We start from the raw sequence: 18602 nt of genomic DNA, 5'->3' as shown, positions 1-18602 counted from the left end.
GCATGCCCGCACCCGTGTTGCTGCTCGACGGCGCCAGCATGTGGTTCCGCTCGTATTTCGGAGTGCCGTCATCGATCACCGCCCCCGACGGCCGGCCGGTCAACGCCGTGCGCGGATTCATCGACTCGATGGCCGTGGTGATTACCCAGCAGCGGCCCGCGCGGCTCGCGGTCTGCCTCGACCTGGATTGGCGACCGCAATTCCGGGTGGACCTCATCCCGTCGTACAAGGCGCATCGGGTGGCCGAGCCGGAGCCGCCGGGTGAGCCCGACATCGAGGAAGTGCCCGACGACCTCACCCCCCAGATCGACATGATCATGGAGCTGCTGGACGCGTTCGGGATTCCGACGGCGGGCGCGGAAGGTTTCGAGGCCGACGACGTGCTGGGCACGCTGGCGGCGCGGGAGCGCCGCGACCCCGTCGTGGTCGTCAGCGGAGACCGCGACCTGCTGCAGGTGGTCGCCGACGATCCCGTCCCGGTCCGGGTGCTCTACCTGGGCCGCGGGCTGTCGAAGGCGACGCTGTTCGGGCCCGCCGAGGTGGCCGAACAATACGGCGTGCCGGCGGATCGGGCGGGGGCGGCCTACGCCGAACTGGCGCTGATGCGTGGCGATCCGTCCGACGGCCTGCCCGGTGTGCCCGGCGTCGGCGAGAAGACCGCGGCCACCCTGCTGGCCCAACACGGCTCGCTGGAGCGGATCCTGGCCGCCGCACAAGATCCGAAATCCAAGATGGCCAAAGGCCTACGGGCGAAACTGCTTGGCGCCATCGATTACATCGAGGCCGCGGGCCACGTGGTGCGCGTGGCCACCGACGCGCCCGTCAACCTCTCGACACCAACCGACGAGCTGCCGCTGGCCGCCGCCCACCCCAAACGGACCGCCGAACTGGCGACCGAGCTGGGCGTCGGGTCGTCGATCGGCCGCTTGCAGAAGGCGCTGGACGGGCTGCCCGGCTGACGGATTACCGAGCGCGGGCTACTGGGGCCGGCCCACCTCGTAGGTGCCCTTGTTGTCCTGGAAGGTCACCGTCACGTGCTTCGTGGCACCGTCGATGCTGACGCTGCAGTCGAACGTGCCGCCCTTCTTGACCGTCGGGTCCTGGCCCTTGTTGCACTTGACGTCCTTGACGTTCTTCGCGCCGTAGCCGTTGGTCTCGTCGGTGAGGACCTGCTGCACGCCTTGCTGCGCCTTGTTGACGTCCAGTTTGGTGGTGACGAAGAACCCCGGCTCCCAGAAGCCAAGCACCAGCACGACGGCGATGACAAGAAACGCGATCACGCCGGCGATGCCGCCGATCAGCGCGACCGAACGCTTCTTACCCGGTTGCTCGTAGGGCGGGTACTGCTGCGGGTACTGGCCCGGCTGACCGTATCGACCGGGCTGGCCGTACTGGCCGGGCTGTCCGTACTGCGGTTGCCCGTACTGGGTCGGTTGGCCGTACTGGCCTGGCTGACCGTACTGGCCCGGTTGCCCGTACTGCCCCGGCTGACCGTACTGGGGCTGGCCGTACTGGCCCGGCTGCCCGTACTGGCCGGGCTGTTGCGGGTAGGCCTGCTCGGTCGGCTGCTGGTACTGCGGGTATTCCGCGGGCGGCGTGTACGCCGGGGCCTGCCACGTCGGCTCCTGGGCGGGCTGCTGCTGCTGCTGTTGCCACGGCGAACCCACCTGGGTCGGTTCCTGGGACCGATCGACACCCTCGCCGGGCGGTTGCCACTGCTGGCCCGGGTCCGATCCGTGGGGTCCGCTCATCGTGTCTCCTCGCCTCTTGGTCTTTGGCTGCCACCGTAGCTCGGGCTCAGCCTACCCGGCGTCAACTGCGACGACGCCGCGCCGAACCTCATTGATAGCGCGCTTGGCGGTTGCCCGCAGCTCGGCATCCGGGGCGGCGTTGCGGACCTGGTCCAACAGGTCGAGCACCTGGCGGCACCACCGTACAAAATCGCCCGCCAACAACGGCGAACCGGTGCCCGACGGATCGGCGGCGGCCAGCGCCGCGGCCAGATCGCCGGTACGCGCCCAGCGATAAACGACGGTGACAAAGCCGTCGTCGGGTTCACGGCTCGGGCCGATCCGGTGAGTCTGCTCGTCCGCGCGCAGCGCGAGCGACAGCTTCGACGTCTGATTCAGCGCCTGCCGCAATCGCGATGTGGGCGCCTCGGCGGCAAACGGGCCGCCGGGGCCGTCGCCGCCGCGGCTCTCGTAGAGCACCGCCGAGACCACCGCCGCCAACTCGGCAGGTTTCAACTCCGCCCATGCTCCGGTGCGCAGGCATTCGGCGACCAACAGATCGCTCTCGCTGTAGATCCGGGCCAGCAACCGGCCGTCGTCGGTGACGCGCGGATCGGTCGCCGGGCCTTGGATGAACGCACGCTCGGTGAGCAGACCGACGATCCGGTCGAAGGTCCGGGCCAGCGAATTGGTCGCTGCGGCAACCTTTTTCTCCAACTGGGCGTTGTCGCGTTCGATGCGCAGGTAGCGCTCGGCCTGACGCATCCGCTCCTCCCGGCCGGCGCTGTTGTGGGCGGGGTGGCGGCGCAGTTGCTCCCGCAACGATGCGAGTTCCGGGTCGTGAAACGCGCTGCCGTCCGCGTCGCCACGGCGCTTCGTCGGGACGTCCAGGCCAGCGGCGGCGGATCGCAGGGCCGACGCGAGATCGCGCCTGACCCTGGGCTGCCGGTGTTCGACACGCTTGGGCAGCGGCATTGAACCGACCGGCGCCGAGGCACCCGAATAGTCCGCCGACGAAATGCGCCCGGCCCACCGGTGTTCGGTGAGCACCAACGGCCGCGGGTCGGAGCTGTCGCGGGCCGACTCCAGCACCACCGCCAGTCCCCCGCGCCGGCCGTGGGTGATGCTGATGATGTCCCCGCGGCGCAGCGCGGCCAGCGCGTCGCTGGCCGCCTGCCGTCGTTGCAACCGCGATGCGCGCGACTGCGCGCGCTCCAGCTCGGAAATCCGGGCACGCAGCCGGGCGTATTCGAAGATCGGCGCATCCGCCCCGCCCAGCTCGGCGGCGATCTCGCCGAGCAGCTGGCGCCCGCGTTCGATGCCGCGCACCACGCCGACGACGGACCGGTCGGCCTGATATTGGGCGAACGACTGCTCCAGCAGCTGGTGCGCCTGCTCGGGGCCCATGTGCTGGACCAGGTTGATCGTCATGTTGTACGACGGCGCAAACGAGCTGCGCAGCGGGAACGTTCGGGTCGACGCCAGGCCGGCCACCGCGGACGGCTCGGTGGTTTCCTCCGCGGGATGCCACAGCACCACCGCGTGACCCTCGACGTCGATGCCACGCCGGCCGGCGCGCCCGGTCAACTGCGTGTACTCCCCCGGCGTCAGGGGCACGTGCTGCTCGCCGTTGAACTTCACCAGGCGCTCGAGGACCACCGTGCGGGCGGGCATGTTGATGCCGAGCGCCAGGGTTTCGGTGGCGAACACCGCCTTGACCAAGCCGGCGGTGAACAGCTCCTCGACGGTATGCCGGAAGGCCGGCAACATCCCGGCGTGGTGGGCCGCCAGCCCGCGCAGCAACCCTTCGCGCCATTCGTAGTAGCCCAGCACCGCCAGGTCGGAGTCGGCGAGATCCCCGCACCGGTGCTCGATCACCTCCGCGATCTGCGCGCGCTCCTCCTCAGTGGTCAGCCGCAGCGGCGAGCGCAGACACTGCTGGACCGCGGCGTCACAACCCGCCCGGGAGAACACGAAGGTGATCGCCGGCAACAAGCCCTCGGAATCCAGGGTTGCGATCACGTCCGGCCGCGACGGCGGGCGGTAGAAGCGCGGCCGGCCCGGGCCGGCGCGTCCCGACCGTCCAGATCCCCGGCGCGGCTGCCAGTCCGACATCCGGTCGGCCTCGCGGCGATGCGCGATGTGCCGCAGCAATTCGGGATTGACCCGCGGCTGACGATCCGTGGCCGGCTTCTCGTTTTCGTAGTCGAACAGGTCCAGCAGGCGCTTGCCCACCAGCACGTGCTGCCACAGCGGAACCGGCCGGTGCTCGTCGACGACCACCGTCGTGTCGCCGCGCACCGTCTGGATCCAGCCGCCGAATTCCTCGGCGTTGCTCACCGTCGCCGACAGGCTGACCACTCGCACCTCGTCGGGCAGGTGCAGGATCACTTCCTCCCACACCGGGCCCCGCATCCGGTCGGCGAGGAAATGCACCTCGTCCATCACTACGTACGAAAGTCCTTGCAGCGCGGGCGAATCGGCGTAGAGCATATTGCGCAGCACCTCGGTGGTCATCACCACCACGGGCGCGTCGGCGTTCACCGACAGGTCGCCGGTGAGCAACCCGATCCGGTCGCGGCCGTAGCGCAGCGTCAGGTCGGTGTGCTTCTGGTTGCTCAGGGCCTTCAGCGGCGTGGTGTAGAAGCACTTCCCACCGGCCGCCAGCGCCAGGTGCACGGCGAATTCGCCGACGACCGTCTTGCCGGCCCCGGTCGGCGCGCAGACCAGCACGCCGTGACCCCGCTCCAGCGCCGCACACGCCCGCTGCTGAAAGTCGTCGAGCGGAAAAGGCAGCTCCGCGCTGAACCGGGTCAGCTCGGCCAGCTCGGTCACGCGGGCCTAAGTGACGTCGTCATGCTGCCCGGCGGTGAACGACGGCTCGGGTATGGGCTCGGGCTCCTCGAGGACCGACGCTTCGTCGTCGGGGATCTCCGCCTGCGCTTCGCGCTTGGCCTTCCGCTTGTCGTGCAGGCGGGCGATCTGGATGGCGAACTCCAGCAGGACCGACAGCGCCACCCCCAGCGCCGTCATCGAAAACGGATCGGAACCGGGCGTGAACACCGCCGCGAACACAAACATCGCGAAGATCAGGCCGCGCCGCCACGACTTGAGCCGCTGGTAGGTCAGCAGCCCCGCCATGTTCAGCATCACGATCAGCAGCGGGAACTCGAAGCTGACGCCGAACACGATCAGCAGGTTGATCAGGAAGCCGAAATAGCGGTCCCCGGACAGCGCGGTCACCTGCACGTCGCTGCCCACGGTCAACAGGAAGCCCAGCGCCTTGGACAGCACGAAGTAGGCCAGCACCGCACCGCCGATGAACAGCACCGCGGCCGGGATCACGAACGCGATCGCGAAGCGGCGCTCCCGCTGATAGAGCCCCGGGGTGATGAACGCCCAAAGCTCGTACAACCACACCGGGCAGGCCAGCACGATCCCGGCCGTCATCCCGACCTTGAGCCGCAGCATGAATTGGTCGAACGGCGCGGTGGCCAGCAGGCGGCACTGTCCGTTAGGACTGATCTCGGCGCGCGCCGACTGCGGCAGCGAACAGTAGGGATGGCGCAACCACTCGCCGAGGCTCTCGAGCCCGAAGATCGAATGCGAGTACCAGACGAACCCGAAAATCGTGGTGATCAGGATCGCGGCCAAGGCGATCAACAACCTTGTGCGCAGCTCGGTCAGGTGATCGACCAGCGACATGGTCGCGTCGGGGTTGGTACGGCTGCGCCGGTAACGAGGGTTGAGCCGCTTCAGCAAGGCAGCGGTGCGCGCTGAAGTCTTGAAAAGTTTCACGACGCTCGGTCAGTGGCGCTCGGGCACCGCGACGGCTAACCGCGACTACGCCGGGCTACGCGGGGCGCGCTTCGTGGTGGCCCTGCTCGCTCGCCTTCGGCGGGTCGACCCGCTCCGACTGCACGGGCTGGGGGTTCACCGCGGGGGTCTCCGACGGGGTTTGCAGGGACGGCGTTTGGTCTTTGTTCTCCGTCTGCATTTCCCGCATCTCGGACTTGAAGATGCGCATCGACTTACCCAGCGAGCGCGCCGCATCGGGGAGCTTCTTGGCACCGAAGAGCAGGACCACTACGACAGCGAGGATCGCCCAGTGCCACGGACTAAGACTGCCCACTTTGATTACCTCCAGACGTCCACCCGATGCTACCGCAGGAGCGAGAACTGCCGGTTTCCCCGCGCCGCGCCGGGCGGGTCCCGCTCCGCTTCACCCCTGGGCCGCGACCTGATAGGACTCCAGCGCCGCGGCCGCGGAATCCTGTACCCGCTGCGCAAGCGACGCGGGAGCGAGCACCCGCACGGCCGAACCGAAGCCCAGCACCAGGCGCGTCATCCAGTCCTCGGAGGCGTAGGTCATGACCGCCTCGCACGACCCGTCGGGCAACTCGCGCACGTCGCGCATCGGGTAGTACTCGAGCATCCAGGACGCCGAGGGCGCCACCCGCAGCGTGGCCGACGGCAGCGACGGATCGCCGTCGAACAGGGACGTGTCCGGCGGTGCGTGCAGCGCCGACTCCGGCGCGGCGGCCGGCTCGCCCAGCTCGGTGGCCTCCACGATCCGGTCGAAGCGGAACAGCCGGACCCCCTCCGCGTCCCGCGACCAGGCCTCCAGGTAGCTCTGACCGCCGATCAACAGCACCCGGATCGGGTCGACGATCCGGCTCGTCAAGGTGTCGTGCGACGCGGCGTAGTAGTCGATGGCCAGCGCGTGTTTGTACTGCACCGCCGCGCGGACCGCGGCCGCAGCCCGGCTCTCGACCGGTGCCTGCTCATCAACCGCCGCCGCAATACCCGTGGCGTCGTGCCCGACGGCGCCCGCCGCTGCCTCGATCTTCGCGATGGCGCTGCGCGCGGCTTCCGGATCGACCACGCCCGGAATGTCGGCCAGCGCCCGCAGCGCCACCAGCAGGCCGGTGGCCTCGGGCGAGGTGAGCTTCAGCGGCCGGTCGATACCCGCCGAGAACGTCACCTCGATCTTGTCTCCGGAGAACTCGAAATCGATGAGATCACCCGGGTAGTAGCCGGGAAGACCGCACATCCACAGCTGGTTGAGGTCCTCCTCGAGCTGCTTGGCGGACACCCCGAGGTCGGCGGCGGCCTTGGCGCGGGTGACCCGTGGGTTGGCCTGGAAATACGGCACCATGTTCAGCAGCCGGACCAGGCGGGTGGACACCGGGGTCATCAGGCCTCAACCCCCGCCTGGGCGCGCAACCGGTCCAGCACATCGTCGCGCAGCGACTGCGGCTCGAGCACGACGGCGTCGGCGCCGTAGCCGGCGATGTCGCGCGCCAGCCGGTCGCCCCAGCCGATGTCGAATTCGAGCACCTCGCCGTCGCGGCCGCCCAGTTGGCGCTCACCGGTGGACCGTCCGGCCCGGCGCAGCGCGGTGGCCCGCCCGTCGGCGACCCACACCCGCGCCTGCCCGCCCGTCGGCGTTTCGGCGACGATCCGGGCCACGATCTTGCGCAGGTCGACGTCGTCGGGCACGGTGACCGCGCCGGCGGGACCGATCGGAACGACCTCCGCGCCGATGCGCGAAAGCCGGAAGGTGCGAGTGGCGTCGCGGTCGCGGTCGTGGCCCACGAGATACCAGCGGCCCTTCTCGGTGACCACGCCCCACGGCTCGACGGTGCGCGTGGTGAACGGCTCGGCCCGCGACGGCCGGTGCGGAAACTGCACCGCCTGGCGAGAATCGATGGCCGACAACAGGATTCCGAGGACATCCTCCGACCCGCGCAGGCCCGGCACCCCGGGCGGGGAGGCGATGGCCACCGGCGCTCCTTCGTCCGAGGGGTCGACGTCCACGCCGGCGGCGCGCAGCTTCAGCAGCGCGCCCTGGGTCGCGGTGATCAGCTCGGGCGACTCCCACAGCTGGGTGGCGACGGCCACCGCGGCCGCCTCGTCCGACGTGAGCTCGACGGGCGGCAGCGCGTAGGCGTCGCGGTTGATCCGATAGCCCTCGGTGGGGTCCAGCGCCGAAACCCTGCCGACTTCGAGGGGGATGCCGAGGTCGCGCAACTCGTTCTTGTCGCGCTCGAACATCCGCGAGAACGCCTCCGCGCTGGGGCTATCCGAGTAGCCCGCCACGCTGGAGCGGATCTTGTCGGCGGTGACGTAGCCCCGGGTGGACAGCAAGGCGATGACGAGGTTTACCAACCGTTCGACTTTCGAGGTCGCCATTTGCACCAGCCTAAAGGGGTTGGTTGCCCAGCGTTTCCGCGCCTACATGCTGGCGATCAGCCGCTTGACCCGCTCGTCGACGGCCCGGAACGGGTCTTTGCACAGCACGGTGCGCTGGGCCTGGTCGTTCAGTTTGAGGTGTACCCAGTCGACGGTGAAGTCGCGGCCCGCGGCCTGCGCGGCGCTGATGAATTCGCCGCGCAGCCGCGCGCGGGTGGTCTGCGGCGGCTGGTCGACGGCTTCCGCGATGTCCTCGTCGGTGGTGACGCGCGCGGCCAGGCCCTTGCGCTGCAGCAGGTCAAAGACGCCACGGCCCCTCTTGATGTCGTGGTAGGCCAGATCCAGCTGGGCGATCTTCGGGTCGGACAGCTCCATGTCGTAGCGGTCCTGGTAGCGCTGGAACAGCTTGCGCTTGATGACCCAGTCGATCTCGGTGTCCACCTTCGCGAAGTCCTGGCTCTCGACGGCGTCGAGCTGGCGGCCCCACAGGTCGACGACCTGTTCGATCTGCGCGTTGGGTTCGCGGACCTGCAGATGCTCGACGGCGCGGCTGTAGTACTCCCGCTGGATGTCCAGCGCGCTGGCCTGACGCCCGCCCGCCAGCCGCACCGGCCGGCGGCCGGTGATGTCGTGGCTGACCTCGCGGATGGCGCGGATCGGGTTGTCCAGCGAGAAATCGCGGAACGGGACACCGGCTTCGATCATCTCCAGCACCAGCGCCGCGGTGCCGACCTTGAGCATGGTGGTGGTCTCGCACATGTTGGAGTCGCCGACGATGACGTGCAGCCGACGGTACTTCTCGGCGTCGGCGTGCGGCTCGTCGCGGGTGTTGATGATCGGGCGGCTGCGGGTGGTGGCCGACGAGACGCCCTCCCAGATGTGCTCGGCGCGCTGGCTCAAGCAGAACGTTGCGGCCTTGGGGGTCTGCAGCACCTTGCCCGCCCCGCAGATGAGCTGGCGGGTGACCAGGAAGGGCAGCAGCACGTCGGAGATCCGGGAGAACTCGCCGGCCCGCACGATCAGGTAGTTCTCGTGGCAGCCGTAGGAGTTGCCCGCCGAATCGGTGTTGTTCTTGAACAGGTAGATGTCGCCGCCGATGCCCTCATCGGCGAGCCGCTGCTCGGCGTCGACCAGCAGGTCTTCCAGCACCCATTCGCCGGCCCGGTCGTGCGTGACCAGCTGGACCAGGCTGTCGCATTCGGCGGTGGCGTACTCGGGATGGCTGCCGACATCGAGGTACAGGCGCGCGCCGTTGCGCAGGAAAACGTTCGAGCTGCGGCCCCAGGACACGACGCGGCGGAACAAATAACGGGCGACCTCGTCCGGGCTCAGCCGCCGGTGGCCGTGGAACGTGCAGGTGACACCGAACTCGGTCTCGATGCCCATAATTCGACGCTGCACACAATTGAGGGTACTGGTTCTCAGACCGCGACCGTGAGCATGCCGCGCCCACGGATGTTATCGGGCGTCAGTCGTCGGATTCGTCGTCGGATTTCGAGTCGGATTTCGAGTCGGATTTCGTGCCCTTCGAACCGGTCTGGTCGAGCAGGCGTTCCAGGGTGGAGCGCCCAAGGCGGCGAAATGCGCGACGCGGCCGGTTGGCGTCCAGGATGGCGGCCTCCAGGCTGGCCACTTCGAGGGTGGCCTGATCGCCGTTCGAGCCGTCGGGGCTGCCGGCCCGCAGCGCGTCCACCGCGATGTGCAAAGCGTCGTGCAGGTCGGCGTTCTCAGCGTAGGACTCCTTGAGCGCGTTGGCGATCGGCTCGGTGGTGCCGCCCATCACGACGAAATGCGGCTCGTCGGCGATCGACCCGTCGTAGGTAATCCGATACAGCTCAGGTGGTTTCGTCTCGCCGTAGTGCGCGACCTCGGCGACGCACAACTCGACCTCATACGGCTTGGCCTGCTCGGTGAAGATCGTGCCCAGCGTCTGCGCGTAGACGTTGGCCAGCTGCCGGCCGGTGACGTCACGGCGGTCGTAGGCGTAGCCCCGGGTGTCCGCGAACTGAATCCCGCCGCGGCGCAGGTTGTCGAACTCGTTGAACTTGCCCGCGGCCGCAAAGCCGACGCGGTCGTAAAGCTCGCTGATCTTCTGCAGGGACCGCGACGGGTTCTCCGCGACGAAGAGCACACCGTCCGAGTAGGCAAGCGCCACCACGCTTTTGCCCCGCGCGATGCCCTTGCGCGCGAGCTCGCTGCGCTCGCGCATCGCCTGCTCGGGAGAAATAAAGTACGGGAAACTCACTTGTCACCCCGCGGCTCGGCGTCGGGACCGAAAGTGTCAGCGCGCGAACGGCTTTCGATGACTTCCCGAGCCAGCTCGGAGATGCGGCTCTCGGGGACGTCGACCGCCCCGTCGGCGCCGATGGTGACCGCCGTCGGATAGATGCCGCGGACCAGGTCCGGGCCGCCGGTGGCCGAATCGTCGTCGGCGGCGTCGTAGAGCGCCTCGATGGCGACCCGCAACCCCGAATCGGCATCGGTGACCTGCGAATACAGCTTCTTCATCGAAGACTTGGCGAAGATCGACCCCGACCCCACCGACTGATACCCCTCTTCTTCGATGTTCCAGCCGCCGGCGGCGTCGAAAGTGACGATGCGGCCGGCGCTTTCCGGATCGGCGGCGTGGATGTCGTAGCCCACCAGCAGCGGCAGGGCCACCAGCCCCTGCATGGCAGCCGCGAGGTTGCCGCGCACCATGATCGCCAGCCGGTTGACCTTGCCGGCAAAGGTGAGCGGCACCCCTTCGAGTTTCTCGTAGTGCTCGAGTTCCACCGCGTAAAGGCGGGCGAACTCGACGGCGATCGCGGCAACGCCGGCGATGCCGGTGGCGGTGTAGTCGTCGGTGATGTACACCTTCCGCACGTCGCGACCGGAGATCATGTTGCCCTGCGTGGAGCGCCGGTCGCCGGCGATCAGAACACCCCCGGGGTATTTCAGCGCGACGATTGTGGTGCCATGCGCAAATTGCCCACCGGGTTGACTGCTCCCGGATGAACCGCCCCCTGACTGACCGGTTCCCGATTGACCCCCGCCGAGGACCGCAGGTAGCAGTTCGGGCGCCTGGCGGCGCAACAGATCAGCGAACGAGGATTGGTTTATCCCTGAGGTTCCGGAAAATGCCGAGTTGATGGGCAGACGATCAGAGAACGGCCAGGTCACTGTCCGCCCTTTTGGACGTACGCACGGACGAAGTCCTCCGCGTTCTCCTCAAGGACGTCGTCAATCTCGTCGAGCAGATCGTCGGTCTCCTCGGCTAGCTTCTCGCGGCGCTCTTGGCCCGCGGCTGTGGTACCGGTGACGTCATCGTCGTCACCGCCGCCACCGCCACGCTTGGTCTGCTCCTGCGCCATCGCCGCCTCCTGCTAGGTCTGGGCCTGTTTCTCTACAGTACCGGTCAACGCCGACGTTTCCCCCTTTAACGGGCCTAGCTGGTGAGTTGTTCCACCAGTTCGGCCGCGCTGTCCACAGAGTCCAATAGCGCCCCGACGTGTGCCTTGCTGCCCCGCAGCGGCTCCAGCGTCGGGATGCGCACCAGCGAATCGCCGCCCAGGTCGAAGATCACCGAGTCCCAACTGGCCGCGGCGATATCGGCGCCGAACCTGCGCAGGCATTCGCCGCGGAAGTACGCGCGGGTGTCCGTGGGCGGGTTGTCGACCGCGTCGAGGACCTGGTGTTCGTTGACCAGACGCTTCATGGAGCCCCGCGCCACCAGCCGGTTGTAGAGACCCTTGTCGAGGCGGACGTCGGAATATTGCAGGTCGACGAGGTGCAGCCGGGGCGCCGACCAGCTCAGGTTCTCTCGCTGGCGGAAACCCTCGAGGAGCCGCAGCTTGGCCGGCCAGTCCAGCAGCTCGGCGCAGTCCATCGGGTCGCGCTCGAGCTGATCGAGCACGTGCGCCCACGTCTCGACGATGTCGGCCGCGCGCGCGTCGGGGTCGCGGCTGTCGACCAGCTTGGCCACCCGATCGAGGTAGATGCGTTGCAGCGCAAGGCCGGTCAGCTCGCGCCCGTCGACCAGGGCCACGGCGGCGCGCAGCGACGGGTCGCGGCTGATCGCATGGACGGCGTGCACCGGCCGGGCCAACGCCAGGTCGGTCAGGTCGATCCCGTGTTCGGGGCCCTCTTCGATCAGGTCGAGCACCAGCGCCGTGGTGCCCAGTTTCAGGTAGGTCGATGTCTCGGCGAGGTTGGCGTCGCCGATGATCACGTGCAGCCTGCGATACCGATCGGCGTCGGCGTGCGGTTCGTCGCGGGTGTTGATGATGCCGCGTTTGAGCGTGGTCTCCAGCCCGACTTCGACCTCGATGTAGTCGGAGCGCTGCGACAGCTGGAACCCGGGCTCGTCGCCGGAGGGTCCGATGCCGACGCGGCCGGATCCGGTGATGACCTGCCGCGACACCAGGAACGGGGTGAGCCCGGCGATGATGGCCGAGAACGGCGTCTGCCGGGACATCAGGTAGTTCTCGTGCGACCCGTAGGACGCGCCCTTGCCGTCGACGTTGTTCTTGTAGAGCTGCAGTTTCGCCGCTCCGGGCACGCTCGCGACGTGCCGGGCAGCGGCCTCCATCACCCGCTCGCCCGCCTTGTCCCAGATCACCGCGTCCAGCGGGTCGGTGCACTCCGGCGCGGAGTACTCCGGATGGGCGTGGTCGACGTAGAGCCGCGCCCCGTTGGTCAGGATCATGTTGGCCGCACCGACCTCGTCGGCGTCGACCACGGGCGGCGGCCCGGCCGACCGGCTCAGGTCGAAGCCACGGGCGTCACGCAGCGGCGATTCCACCTCGTAGTCCCAGCGGGTGCGTTTGGCGCGCTGGATACCTGCGGCGGCGGCATAGGCCAACACCGCCTGCGTCGAGGTCAGGATCGGGTTGGCGGTCGGGTCCGACGGCGACGAAATGCCGTACTCAACCTCCGTCCCGATAATCCGTTGCATTACTTCAAGATAGGCCCGGCGACGACGCGGCCCCCGAAGCGGGGGTGAGCCGGGCGCATTGCGGGTCACATGCCGGTCACATTCCCGGGCGCATCGCCGGTCATATTGCCGGGCTCCGAATTGAGCCTGGCAACAGCCTCCGCGCGGGCCGTTTCGACACTAGGGTGAGCCGGCATGGACCTCTCGCTGGGCCACGATTCGGGCAGTCGAACCGGCAGCCGGGAGACGGCGGGCTCCGCGGCCGAAAGCTGGTTCTTGGAGCGCGGGCTGCCCTCGGTGCTCACCAGGCGAGCGCGGTGGCGACGGCTCTGGCCTCGGTCGGCCCCCATGCTGGCCGCCTACGCGACGTTGCAGGCCTGCGTCCTGCCGGTCTACTTGATCACCGGCGGCCACGATGTCGAGATCACCGGGGAGCCGACAACTTCCGAATGGATCGTGCTCGCCATCATCGGGCTGGCGCTTCCGCTGATGGCCATCGTCGGCTGGGTGGTGTCCCGGTCACGCAGCGGCCGGACCCGCGCGGGCGTCGCGACCTTCGCGGTCGCCGTCGTGGTGTGCGTCGCGGCGATCGTGGACGGCGCCTCCCAGCTGGTGCAGGAAGCCGTCGTCGTGGCCGCGGTGCTGATCCTGACCGGTGCCGGCGCGGGTTCGGTGGTGGGCTGGGCGGTGCGGATGATGCTGTCGCACCTTGCCACCGTCGGCGCCTTGGCCGTGCGGGCCCTGCCGGTGGTGCTGCTGACCGCGTTGGTGTTCTTCAATACCTACGTCTGGTTGATGGCCGCGACGATCAGCGGTAAGCGGCTGGTGCTGGCGATGGCGTTTCTGGTGTCGATCGCCGCGGCCTTCGTCGTGTCGGCCACCCTCGAACGAGTGCGGCCGATGCTGCGCTCGACAACGGTCCGGCCCAACGACACCGGGCCCGACGACACCGGGCCCGACGACACCGGGCCCGACGACACCGAGAAGCTCGCCGGCACGCCCTTCGCGACGATGCTCGATACGCATGACTGCGCCCCGCTGAAAAGGTCCGAACGCGCCAATGTCGTGTTCGTGCTCGCCGCCTCGCAGTTGGCGCAGATCCTGGTGGTGGCGGTGGTCACCACCGTCATCTACTTCATCCTGGGGCTGATCATCCTCAGCCCAGAGCTGCTCAACGAGTGGACCCACACCTACAAGAGCACTTCGACGGTGTTGGGATTGACGGTCCAGGTGCCGGATTCGCTGATCCACATGACACTTTTCCTCGGCGCGCTGACGTTCATGTACATCAGCGCCCGCGCGGCCGGCGACGCCGAGTACCGCTCGACATTCCTCGACCCGCTGATCGACGACCTGCGCACCACACTGATCGCGCGCAACCGCTACCGCGGCGCCGTCGCGTTGACCGCATGTGCTGTTGACGGGCGCGCTGTTGACGGCGCTGTTGACGGCGCTCACGCCAATGATTAATTTCGCCTGATGGCCGAGGATCTGTCCGGAAAACGTTACGGCGAGGTGCTTCTCGTGCAGGTCGGTGAATCCGGCCCGCAGGCCACCGTCTACAACAGCTTCCCGCTCAACGATTGTCCGGCCGAGCTGTGGTCCAAGCTCGACGCGCAGGCCATCGCCGCCGAAAACGGCGCGGCCGCAGCCCTGCTCAACGGTCCGCGCTACTGGCTGATGAACGCCATCGAAAAGGAGCCGCAGGGCCCGCAGGAGCGAAAGACCTTCGGCGGAATCGAAATGATCAAGCAGGCCACCGTCGCAATGTCGTCGATGAACCCGGCGCCCTACAGCGCCAACGAGGTGAGCCGCAATACGGTCTTCGTCTTCGACGCCGGTGCAGAGGTCTACGAACTCGTCGACCCCGACGGGCGGCGCTGGGTCATGCAGACGTGGAGCCAGGTCGTCGACCCCAACCTGTCGAGGGCCGACCTGCCCGGCCTGGCCGGCCGCCTGAACCTGCCCGACGGGTGGCGCTACGAGCCGCGCGTGCTCACCGAAACGCTGCGGGTGGACACCAGGACTCGTCCCGCCCAGGTCACGCAGGACGACCTCACCAACAGCTACTCGCTCGAATTCGAGTAAGCCGGTAGCGATTCCCTTATAGGTACTGGCCCAGGTTCGACTCGGTGTCGATCGCGCGCGACGCGCTCGACGACTTGCCGGTGACCAGGGTGCGGATGTAGACGATCCGCTCGCCCTTCTTGCCCGAAATCCGCGCCCAGTCATCGGGATTGGTGGTGTTGGGCAGGTCCTCGTTCTCGGCGAACTCGTCGACGATCGAATCGAGCAGATGCTGAATGCGCAGACCCGGTTGCCCGGTCTCCAGGACCGACTTGATGGCGTTCTTCTTCGCCCGGTCGACGACGTTCTGGATCATCGCCCCGGAGTTGAAGTCCTTGAAGTACATGACTTCCTTGTCACCGTTGGCGTAGGTGACCTCCAGGAACCGGTTGTCGTCGATCTCGGCATACATCCGGTCGACGACCTTCTCGATCATCGCCTTGATGCAGGCCGTACGGTCACCGCCGAACTCGGCGAGGTCGTCAGCGTGCACCGGCAGGGCCTCGGTCAAGTACTTCGAGTAGATGTCTTGTGCCGCTTCGGCATCGGGCCGCTCAATCTTGATCTTCACGTCCAGGCGGCCAGGCCGCAGGATCGCGGGATCGATCATGTCTTCGCGGTTGGATGCACCGATCACGATGACGTTCTCGAGTCCCTCGACGCCGTCGATCTCGCTGAGCAGCTGCGGCACCACCGTGGTCTCGACGTCCGACGAGACGCCGGTGCCGCGGGTCCGGAAGATCGAGTCCATCTCGTCGAAGAACACGATCACCGGCGTTCCTTCCGACGCCTTCTCCCGGGCCCGCTGGAAGATCAGCCGGATGTGCCGCTCGGTCTCACCGACGAACTTGTTCAGCAGCTCGGGGCCCTTGATGTTCAGGAAGTACGACTTCGCCTCGCGGGAGTCGTCGCCGCGCACCTCGGCCATCTTCTTGGCCAAGGAGTTGGCGACCGCCTTGGCGATCAGCGTCTTGCCGCAGCCAGGGGGCCCGTAGAGCAGCACACCCTTGGGCGGGCGCAGCGCGTACTCGCGGTAGAGCTCCTTGTGCAGGAACGGCAGCTCGACCGCGTCGCGGATCTGCTCGATCTGGCGGGTAAGCCCGCCGATGTCTTGGTAGCTGACGTCCGGCACCTCTTCCAGCACCAGGTCTTCGACCTCGGCCTTGGGGATGCGTTCGAAGGCGTAGCCGGCCTTGGTGTCGACTAGCAGCGAGTCGCCGGGGCGCAGCTTGCGGGGCTTGGTGTCGTCGTTGAGAGCGTCGGGAACGCCGTCGGGCAGGTCCTCGGCGACCAGCGGCTCGGCCAGCCAGACGATGCGTTCCTCGTCGGCGTGTCCGACGACGAGCGCGCGGTGGCCGTCGGCGAGCACCTCACGCAGAGTGGAGATCTCGCCGACCGATTCGAACGTGCCGGCCTCGACGACGGTCAAGGCCTCGTTGAGCCGGACGGTCTGGCCCTTGCGCAGCAATGTGGCGTCAATGTTCGGCGAGCATGTCAGGCGCATCTTGCGGCCCGAGGTGAACACGTCGACGGTGTCGTCGTCGTGCGCGGCGAGGAGAACGCCGTAGCCGCTGGGCGGCTGCCCGAGCCGGTCGACTTCCTCGCGCAGTGCGAGCAGTTGTTGGCGGGCCTCTTTAAGAGTTTCCATTAATTTGGAATTGCGTGCGGCCAACGAGTCGATGCGGGCTTCGAGCTGATGCACGTCGCGGGCGGAGCGGGCGGCGCCGTGCGGCCCCACCGCGTGGTCCAGTTGCTCGCGCAGCATCGCTGCCTCACGGCGTAACTGTTCCAATTCGGCAGCATCGTCGCTGGACATGTCGGTTTCGCTAGCTGTGCCGAATGCTTCAGAACGCTCTGAGTCACCCATGTTGCGCTCCTTTCCCGCCCCGAATAACGCGGTGGATACATCAACGCTACCGGCGATTGCCGCCAGATGTGCGGAGTCAAATGCCGTCAAAATTCGCGTCATTGCTCCCGCTGGTAACCTCAGCGTCGATTCGGGACCACCGAAAGGACACCTGTGATCCCAAAAGCCCTCGCCACAGGCGTGGCGGCCGTCGCGGACGTCGCCGCGGCGACGGCAGGTGTGACTTGCATTGCACCCGTTGGCCCGGGATGTGCCGCCACCCCGCTCCAAGAATCAGGCGTGCGCTAATAGCACGCGACTGAGTCGACCGGATGCACCGAAACCTGCCCGTTGCGTTAAGTGCCGCCACCGCCCTGGCGGTCATCGGGCTCTCGGGATGCTCGCACAAGGAACCCAAGGTTGCGTCGTCGAGTCCGTCGGCGCCGGTGCCCGCCGCGTCGAGTCCGCTGATCGTGGCTCCGCCGACCGCGCCGCTGCCCCCGCCCGAAGCGCTTACCGAGGTGCTGAACCGGCTCGCCGACCCGAACGTTCCGGGCATCAACAAGGTGAGCCTTGTCGAGGGGGCAACCCCCGAGAGTGCGGCCACCCTGGACAAGTTCACCAACGCGCTGCGGGATAACGGCTACCTGCCGATGACCTTCGCGGCGAACAACCTCGCGTGGTCCGACAAGAATCCCTCCGACGTGATGGACTCCGTCATGCCCGCAGCGTAGGACCGCGCGGCGACAACCCCGAGCACCGGCTACGGCGAGTCGGCTGGCAGGCTAGATGCCGTGTCCGCAACCGGCCCGTTTACCGTCGGCGAACGCGTCCAACTCACCGACGCCAAGGGCCGTCACTACACGATGGAACTCACCGAAGGCGGTGAGTTCCACACCCATCGCGGGGCCATCGCCCACGACGACGTGATCGGGCTGGAACAGGGCAGCGTGGTCAAATCCACCAGCGGCGCCGCGTTCCTGGTGCTGCGTCCGCTGCTGGTCGACTATGTGATGTCGATGCCCCGCGGGCCGCAGGTCATTTACCCCAAGGACGCCGCGCAGATCGTGCACGAGGGCGACATCTTTCCCGGCGCCCGCGTCCTGGAGGCCGGCGCCGGATCGGGCGCGCTGACCTGTTCGCTGCTGCGCGCGGTCGGGCCCGACGGGCGGGTGGTCTCCTACGAACAGCGCGCGGATCACGCCGAACACGCCCGCCGCAACGTGTCGGTGTTCTTCGGGTCGGGGTTATTCGGCTCGGAGTTAGGCAGGGTGCCAGACAACTGGCAGCTGATCGTCGGCGATGTCGCGGACTCCGAGCTCCCCGACGCATCCTTCGACAGGGCCGTGCTGGACATGCTCGCGCCCTGGGAGGTGCTCGACTCGGTGTCGCGGCTGACGGTCGCCGGCGGTGTGCTGATCATCTACGTGGCCACCGTCACCCAGCTGTCGCGGGCGGTCGAGGCGCTGCGGGCCCAGCAATGCTGGACCGAACCGCGGGCGTGGGAAACGCTGCAGCGGGGCTGGAACGTGGTCGGGCTGGCCGTTCGGCCGCAGCATTCGATGCGCGGGCACACGGCGTTCTTGATCGCGGCGCGCCGGCTGGCGCCCGGCACAATCGCGCCGGCACCTTTGGGCCGCAAGCGCGAGGGCCGCGACGGATAACTACAGCTAATCGTCGCCGCGACGCAGCGAGCGCCGCACCGCCAGTAGCTCGAATTCGGGGTGCGCGGCCACCAGGCGTTCGGCCGCGTCGAGGACGTCGACCGCATGAGCGCGGTCACCGGAGACGACGGCCACACCGATGCCGGCTCGCCGATACAGATCCTGGGAACCGATCTCCGCGGCCG

Annotated in this window: 17 protein-coding genes and 1 pseudogene; 5 read left to right on the top strand and 13 right to left on the bottom strand. The window is 68.0% G+C overall.

Annotation, left to right across the window (positions count from 1 at the left end):
• The first annotated feature begins 2 nt into the window (after positions 1-2).
• Positions 3-959, top strand: a complete 957-nt coding sequence (locus tag A5747_RS21140) for a 5'-3' exonuclease (protein WP_076127960.1) — start codon at positions 3-5, stop codon at positions 957-959.
• Positions 960-977: 18 nt separating this feature from the next.
• Here A5747_RS21140 and A5747_RS21135 read toward each other — a convergent pair whose 3' ends face one another.
• From A5747_RS21135 to dop, 11 genes are all read right to left on the bottom strand, one after another.
• Positions 978-1751 (bottom strand): DUF4333 domain-containing protein, encoded by a 774-nt coding sequence (locus A5747_RS21135; protein WP_076127958.1) that lies wholly within the window; start codon positions 1749-1751, stop codon positions 978-980.
• 51 nt (positions 1752-1802) lie between these two features.
• Positions 1803-4565 carry an RNA helicase gene (locus tag A5747_RS21130; RefSeq protein ID WP_076127956.1) on the bottom strand — a complete coding sequence of 921 codons (2763 nt, stop codon included), beginning with the start codon at positions 4563-4565 and terminating at the stop codon, positions 1803-1805.
• A gap of 6 nt (positions 4566-4571) precedes the next feature.
• Positions 4572-5528: a twin-arginine translocase subunit TatC gene (tatC, locus tag A5747_RS21125; RefSeq protein WP_369805155.1), complete on the bottom strand. Its 957-nt coding sequence runs from the start codon at positions 5526-5528 to the stop codon at positions 4572-4574.
• Positions 5529-5583: 55 nt separating this feature from the next.
• Positions 5584-5862, bottom strand: coding sequence for a Sec-independent protein translocase subunit TatA (tatA, locus tag A5747_RS21120; RefSeq protein WP_076058498.1), 279 nt, complete (start codon positions 5860-5862; stop codon positions 5584-5586).
• A gap of 90 nt (positions 5863-5952) precedes the next feature.
• Positions 5953-6927 (bottom strand): YafY family protein, encoded by a 975-nt coding sequence (locus A5747_RS21115; RefSeq protein WP_076127953.1) that lies wholly within the window; start codon positions 6925-6927, stop codon positions 5953-5955.
• Positions 6927-7925 (bottom strand): YafY family protein, encoded by a 999-nt coding sequence (locus A5747_RS21110; protein WP_076127951.1) that lies wholly within the window; start codon positions 7923-7925, stop codon positions 6927-6929. Before A5747_RS21110 ends, A5747_RS21115 begins: the two co-directional genes overlap by 1 nt.
• Before the next feature lie 42 nt (positions 7926-7967).
• The gene (gene pafA, locus A5747_RS21105) at positions 7968-9326 is read right to left on the bottom strand and encodes a Pup--protein ligase (RefSeq protein ID WP_139333101.1); all 1359 of its coding nucleotides are present in this window, start codon (positions 9324-9326) and stop codon (positions 7968-7970) included.
• Between the two features lie 67 nt (positions 9327-9393).
• Positions 9394-10170, bottom strand: coding sequence for a proteasome subunit alpha (gene prcA, locus A5747_RS21100; RefSeq protein ID WP_076127946.1), 777 nt, complete (start codon positions 10168-10170; stop codon positions 9394-9396).
• A complete protein-coding gene (prcB, locus tag A5747_RS21095; RefSeq protein WP_076127944.1) occupies positions 10167-11087 on the bottom strand; it encodes a proteasome subunit beta in 921 nt (306 codons plus the stop codon). Before prcB ends, prcA begins: the two co-directional genes overlap by 4 nt.
• Positions 11084-11278, bottom strand: a complete 195-nt coding sequence (locus A5747_RS21090; RefSeq protein ID WP_076058487.1) for a ubiquitin-like protein Pup — start codon at positions 11276-11278, stop codon at positions 11084-11086. The genes prcB and A5747_RS21090 overlap by 4 nt, the downstream gene beginning before the upstream one ends.
• Before the next feature lie 74 nt (positions 11279-11352).
• Positions 11353-12861 carry a pup deamidase/depupylase gene (gene dop, locus A5747_RS21085; protein ID WP_076115347.1) on the bottom strand — a complete coding sequence of 503 codons (1509 nt, stop codon included), beginning with the start codon at positions 12859-12861 and terminating at the stop codon, positions 11353-11355.
• Between the two features lie 174 nt (positions 12862-13035).
• Between dop and A5747_RS21080 the strand changes: the two genes are divergently transcribed.
• Together A5747_RS21080 and A5747_RS21075 are read left to right on the top strand one after the other, a co-directional pair.
• Entirely contained in the window at positions 13036-14310 is a 1275-nt protein-coding gene (locus A5747_RS21080) for a hypothetical protein (protein ID WP_076127941.1), read from the top strand.
• 9 nt (positions 14311-14319) lie between these two features.
• The gene (locus tag A5747_RS21075) at positions 14320-14928 is read left to right on the top strand and encodes a hypothetical protein (protein ID WP_076127939.1); all 609 of its coding nucleotides are present in this window, start codon (positions 14320-14322) and stop codon (positions 14926-14928) included.
• Positions 14929-14944: 16 nt separating this feature from the next.
• On the opposite strand, the gene arc is transcribed toward A5747_RS21075, so the two are convergent.
• Positions 14945-16774 carry a proteasome ATPase gene (arc, locus tag A5747_RS21070; protein ID WP_076058714.1) on the bottom strand — a complete coding sequence of 610 codons (1830 nt, stop codon included), beginning with the start codon at positions 16772-16774 and terminating at the stop codon, positions 14945-14947.
• A 311-nt stretch (positions 16775-17085) separates the two neighbouring features.
• Here arc and A5747_RS21065 point away from each other — a divergent pair.
• Positions 17086-17475: pseudogene (locus A5747_RS21065) on the top strand (hypothetical protein); the annotation flags it as partial.
• 72 nt (positions 17476-17547) lie between these two features.
• Positions 17548-18417 (top strand): tRNA (adenine(58)-N(1))-methyltransferase TrmI, encoded by an 870-nt coding sequence (gene trmI, locus A5747_RS21060; protein WP_076127937.1) that lies wholly within the window; start codon positions 17548-17550, stop codon positions 18415-18417.
• Between the two features lie 6 nt (positions 18418-18423).
• Here trmI and A5747_RS21055 read toward each other — a convergent pair.
• On the bottom strand, positions 18424-18602 hold a 179-nt coding region (locus A5747_RS21055; protein WP_142245671.1), incomplete at its 5' end, for a DUF503 family protein.

The sequence above is a fragment of the Mycobacterium sp. IS-836 genome, from assembly GCF_001954275.1.
Classification (GTDB): Bacteria; Actinomycetota; Actinomycetes; order Mycobacteriales; family Mycobacteriaceae; genus Mycobacterium.
This window is presented reverse-complemented; position numbering and strand designations above follow the sequence as displayed.

Excerpts from the sequence above, each read along its gene's own strand:
- A5747_RS21110 (WP_076127951.1), bottom strand. The coding sequence starts at position 7,925 with ATGGCGACCTCGAAAGTCGAACGGTTGGTAAACCTCGTCATCGCCTTG.
- A5747_RS21140 (WP_076127960.1), top strand. The coding sequence starts at position 3 with ATGCCCGCACCCGTGTTGCTGCTCGACGGCGCCAGCATGTGGTTCCGC.
- A5747_RS21135 (WP_076127958.1), bottom strand. The coding sequence starts at position 1,751 with ATGAGCGGACCCCACGGATCGGACCCGGGCCAGCAGTGGCAACCGCCC.
- A5747_RS21090 (WP_076058487.1), bottom strand. The coding sequence starts at position 11,278 with ATGGCGCAGGAGCAGACCAAGCGTGGCGGTGGCGGCGGTGACGACGAT.
- dop (WP_076115347.1), bottom strand. The coding sequence starts at position 12,861 with ATGCAACGGATTATCGGGACGGAGGTTGAGTACGGCATTTCGTCGCCG.
- A5747_RS21075 (WP_076127939.1), top strand. The coding sequence starts at position 14,320 with ATGGCCGAGGATCTGTCCGGAAAACGTTACGGCGAGGTGCTTCTCGTG.
- A5747_RS21080 (WP_076127941.1), top strand. The coding sequence starts at position 13,036 with ATGGACCTCTCGCTGGGCCACGATTCGGGCAGTCGAACCGGCAGCCGG.
- A5747_RS21115 (WP_076127953.1), bottom strand. The coding sequence starts at position 6,927 with ATGACCCCGGTGTCCACCCGCCTGGTCCGGCTGCTGAACATGGTGCCG.
- arc (WP_076058714.1), bottom strand. The coding sequence starts at position 16,774 with ATGGGTGACTCAGAGCGTTCTGAAGCATTCGGCACAGCTAGCGAAACC.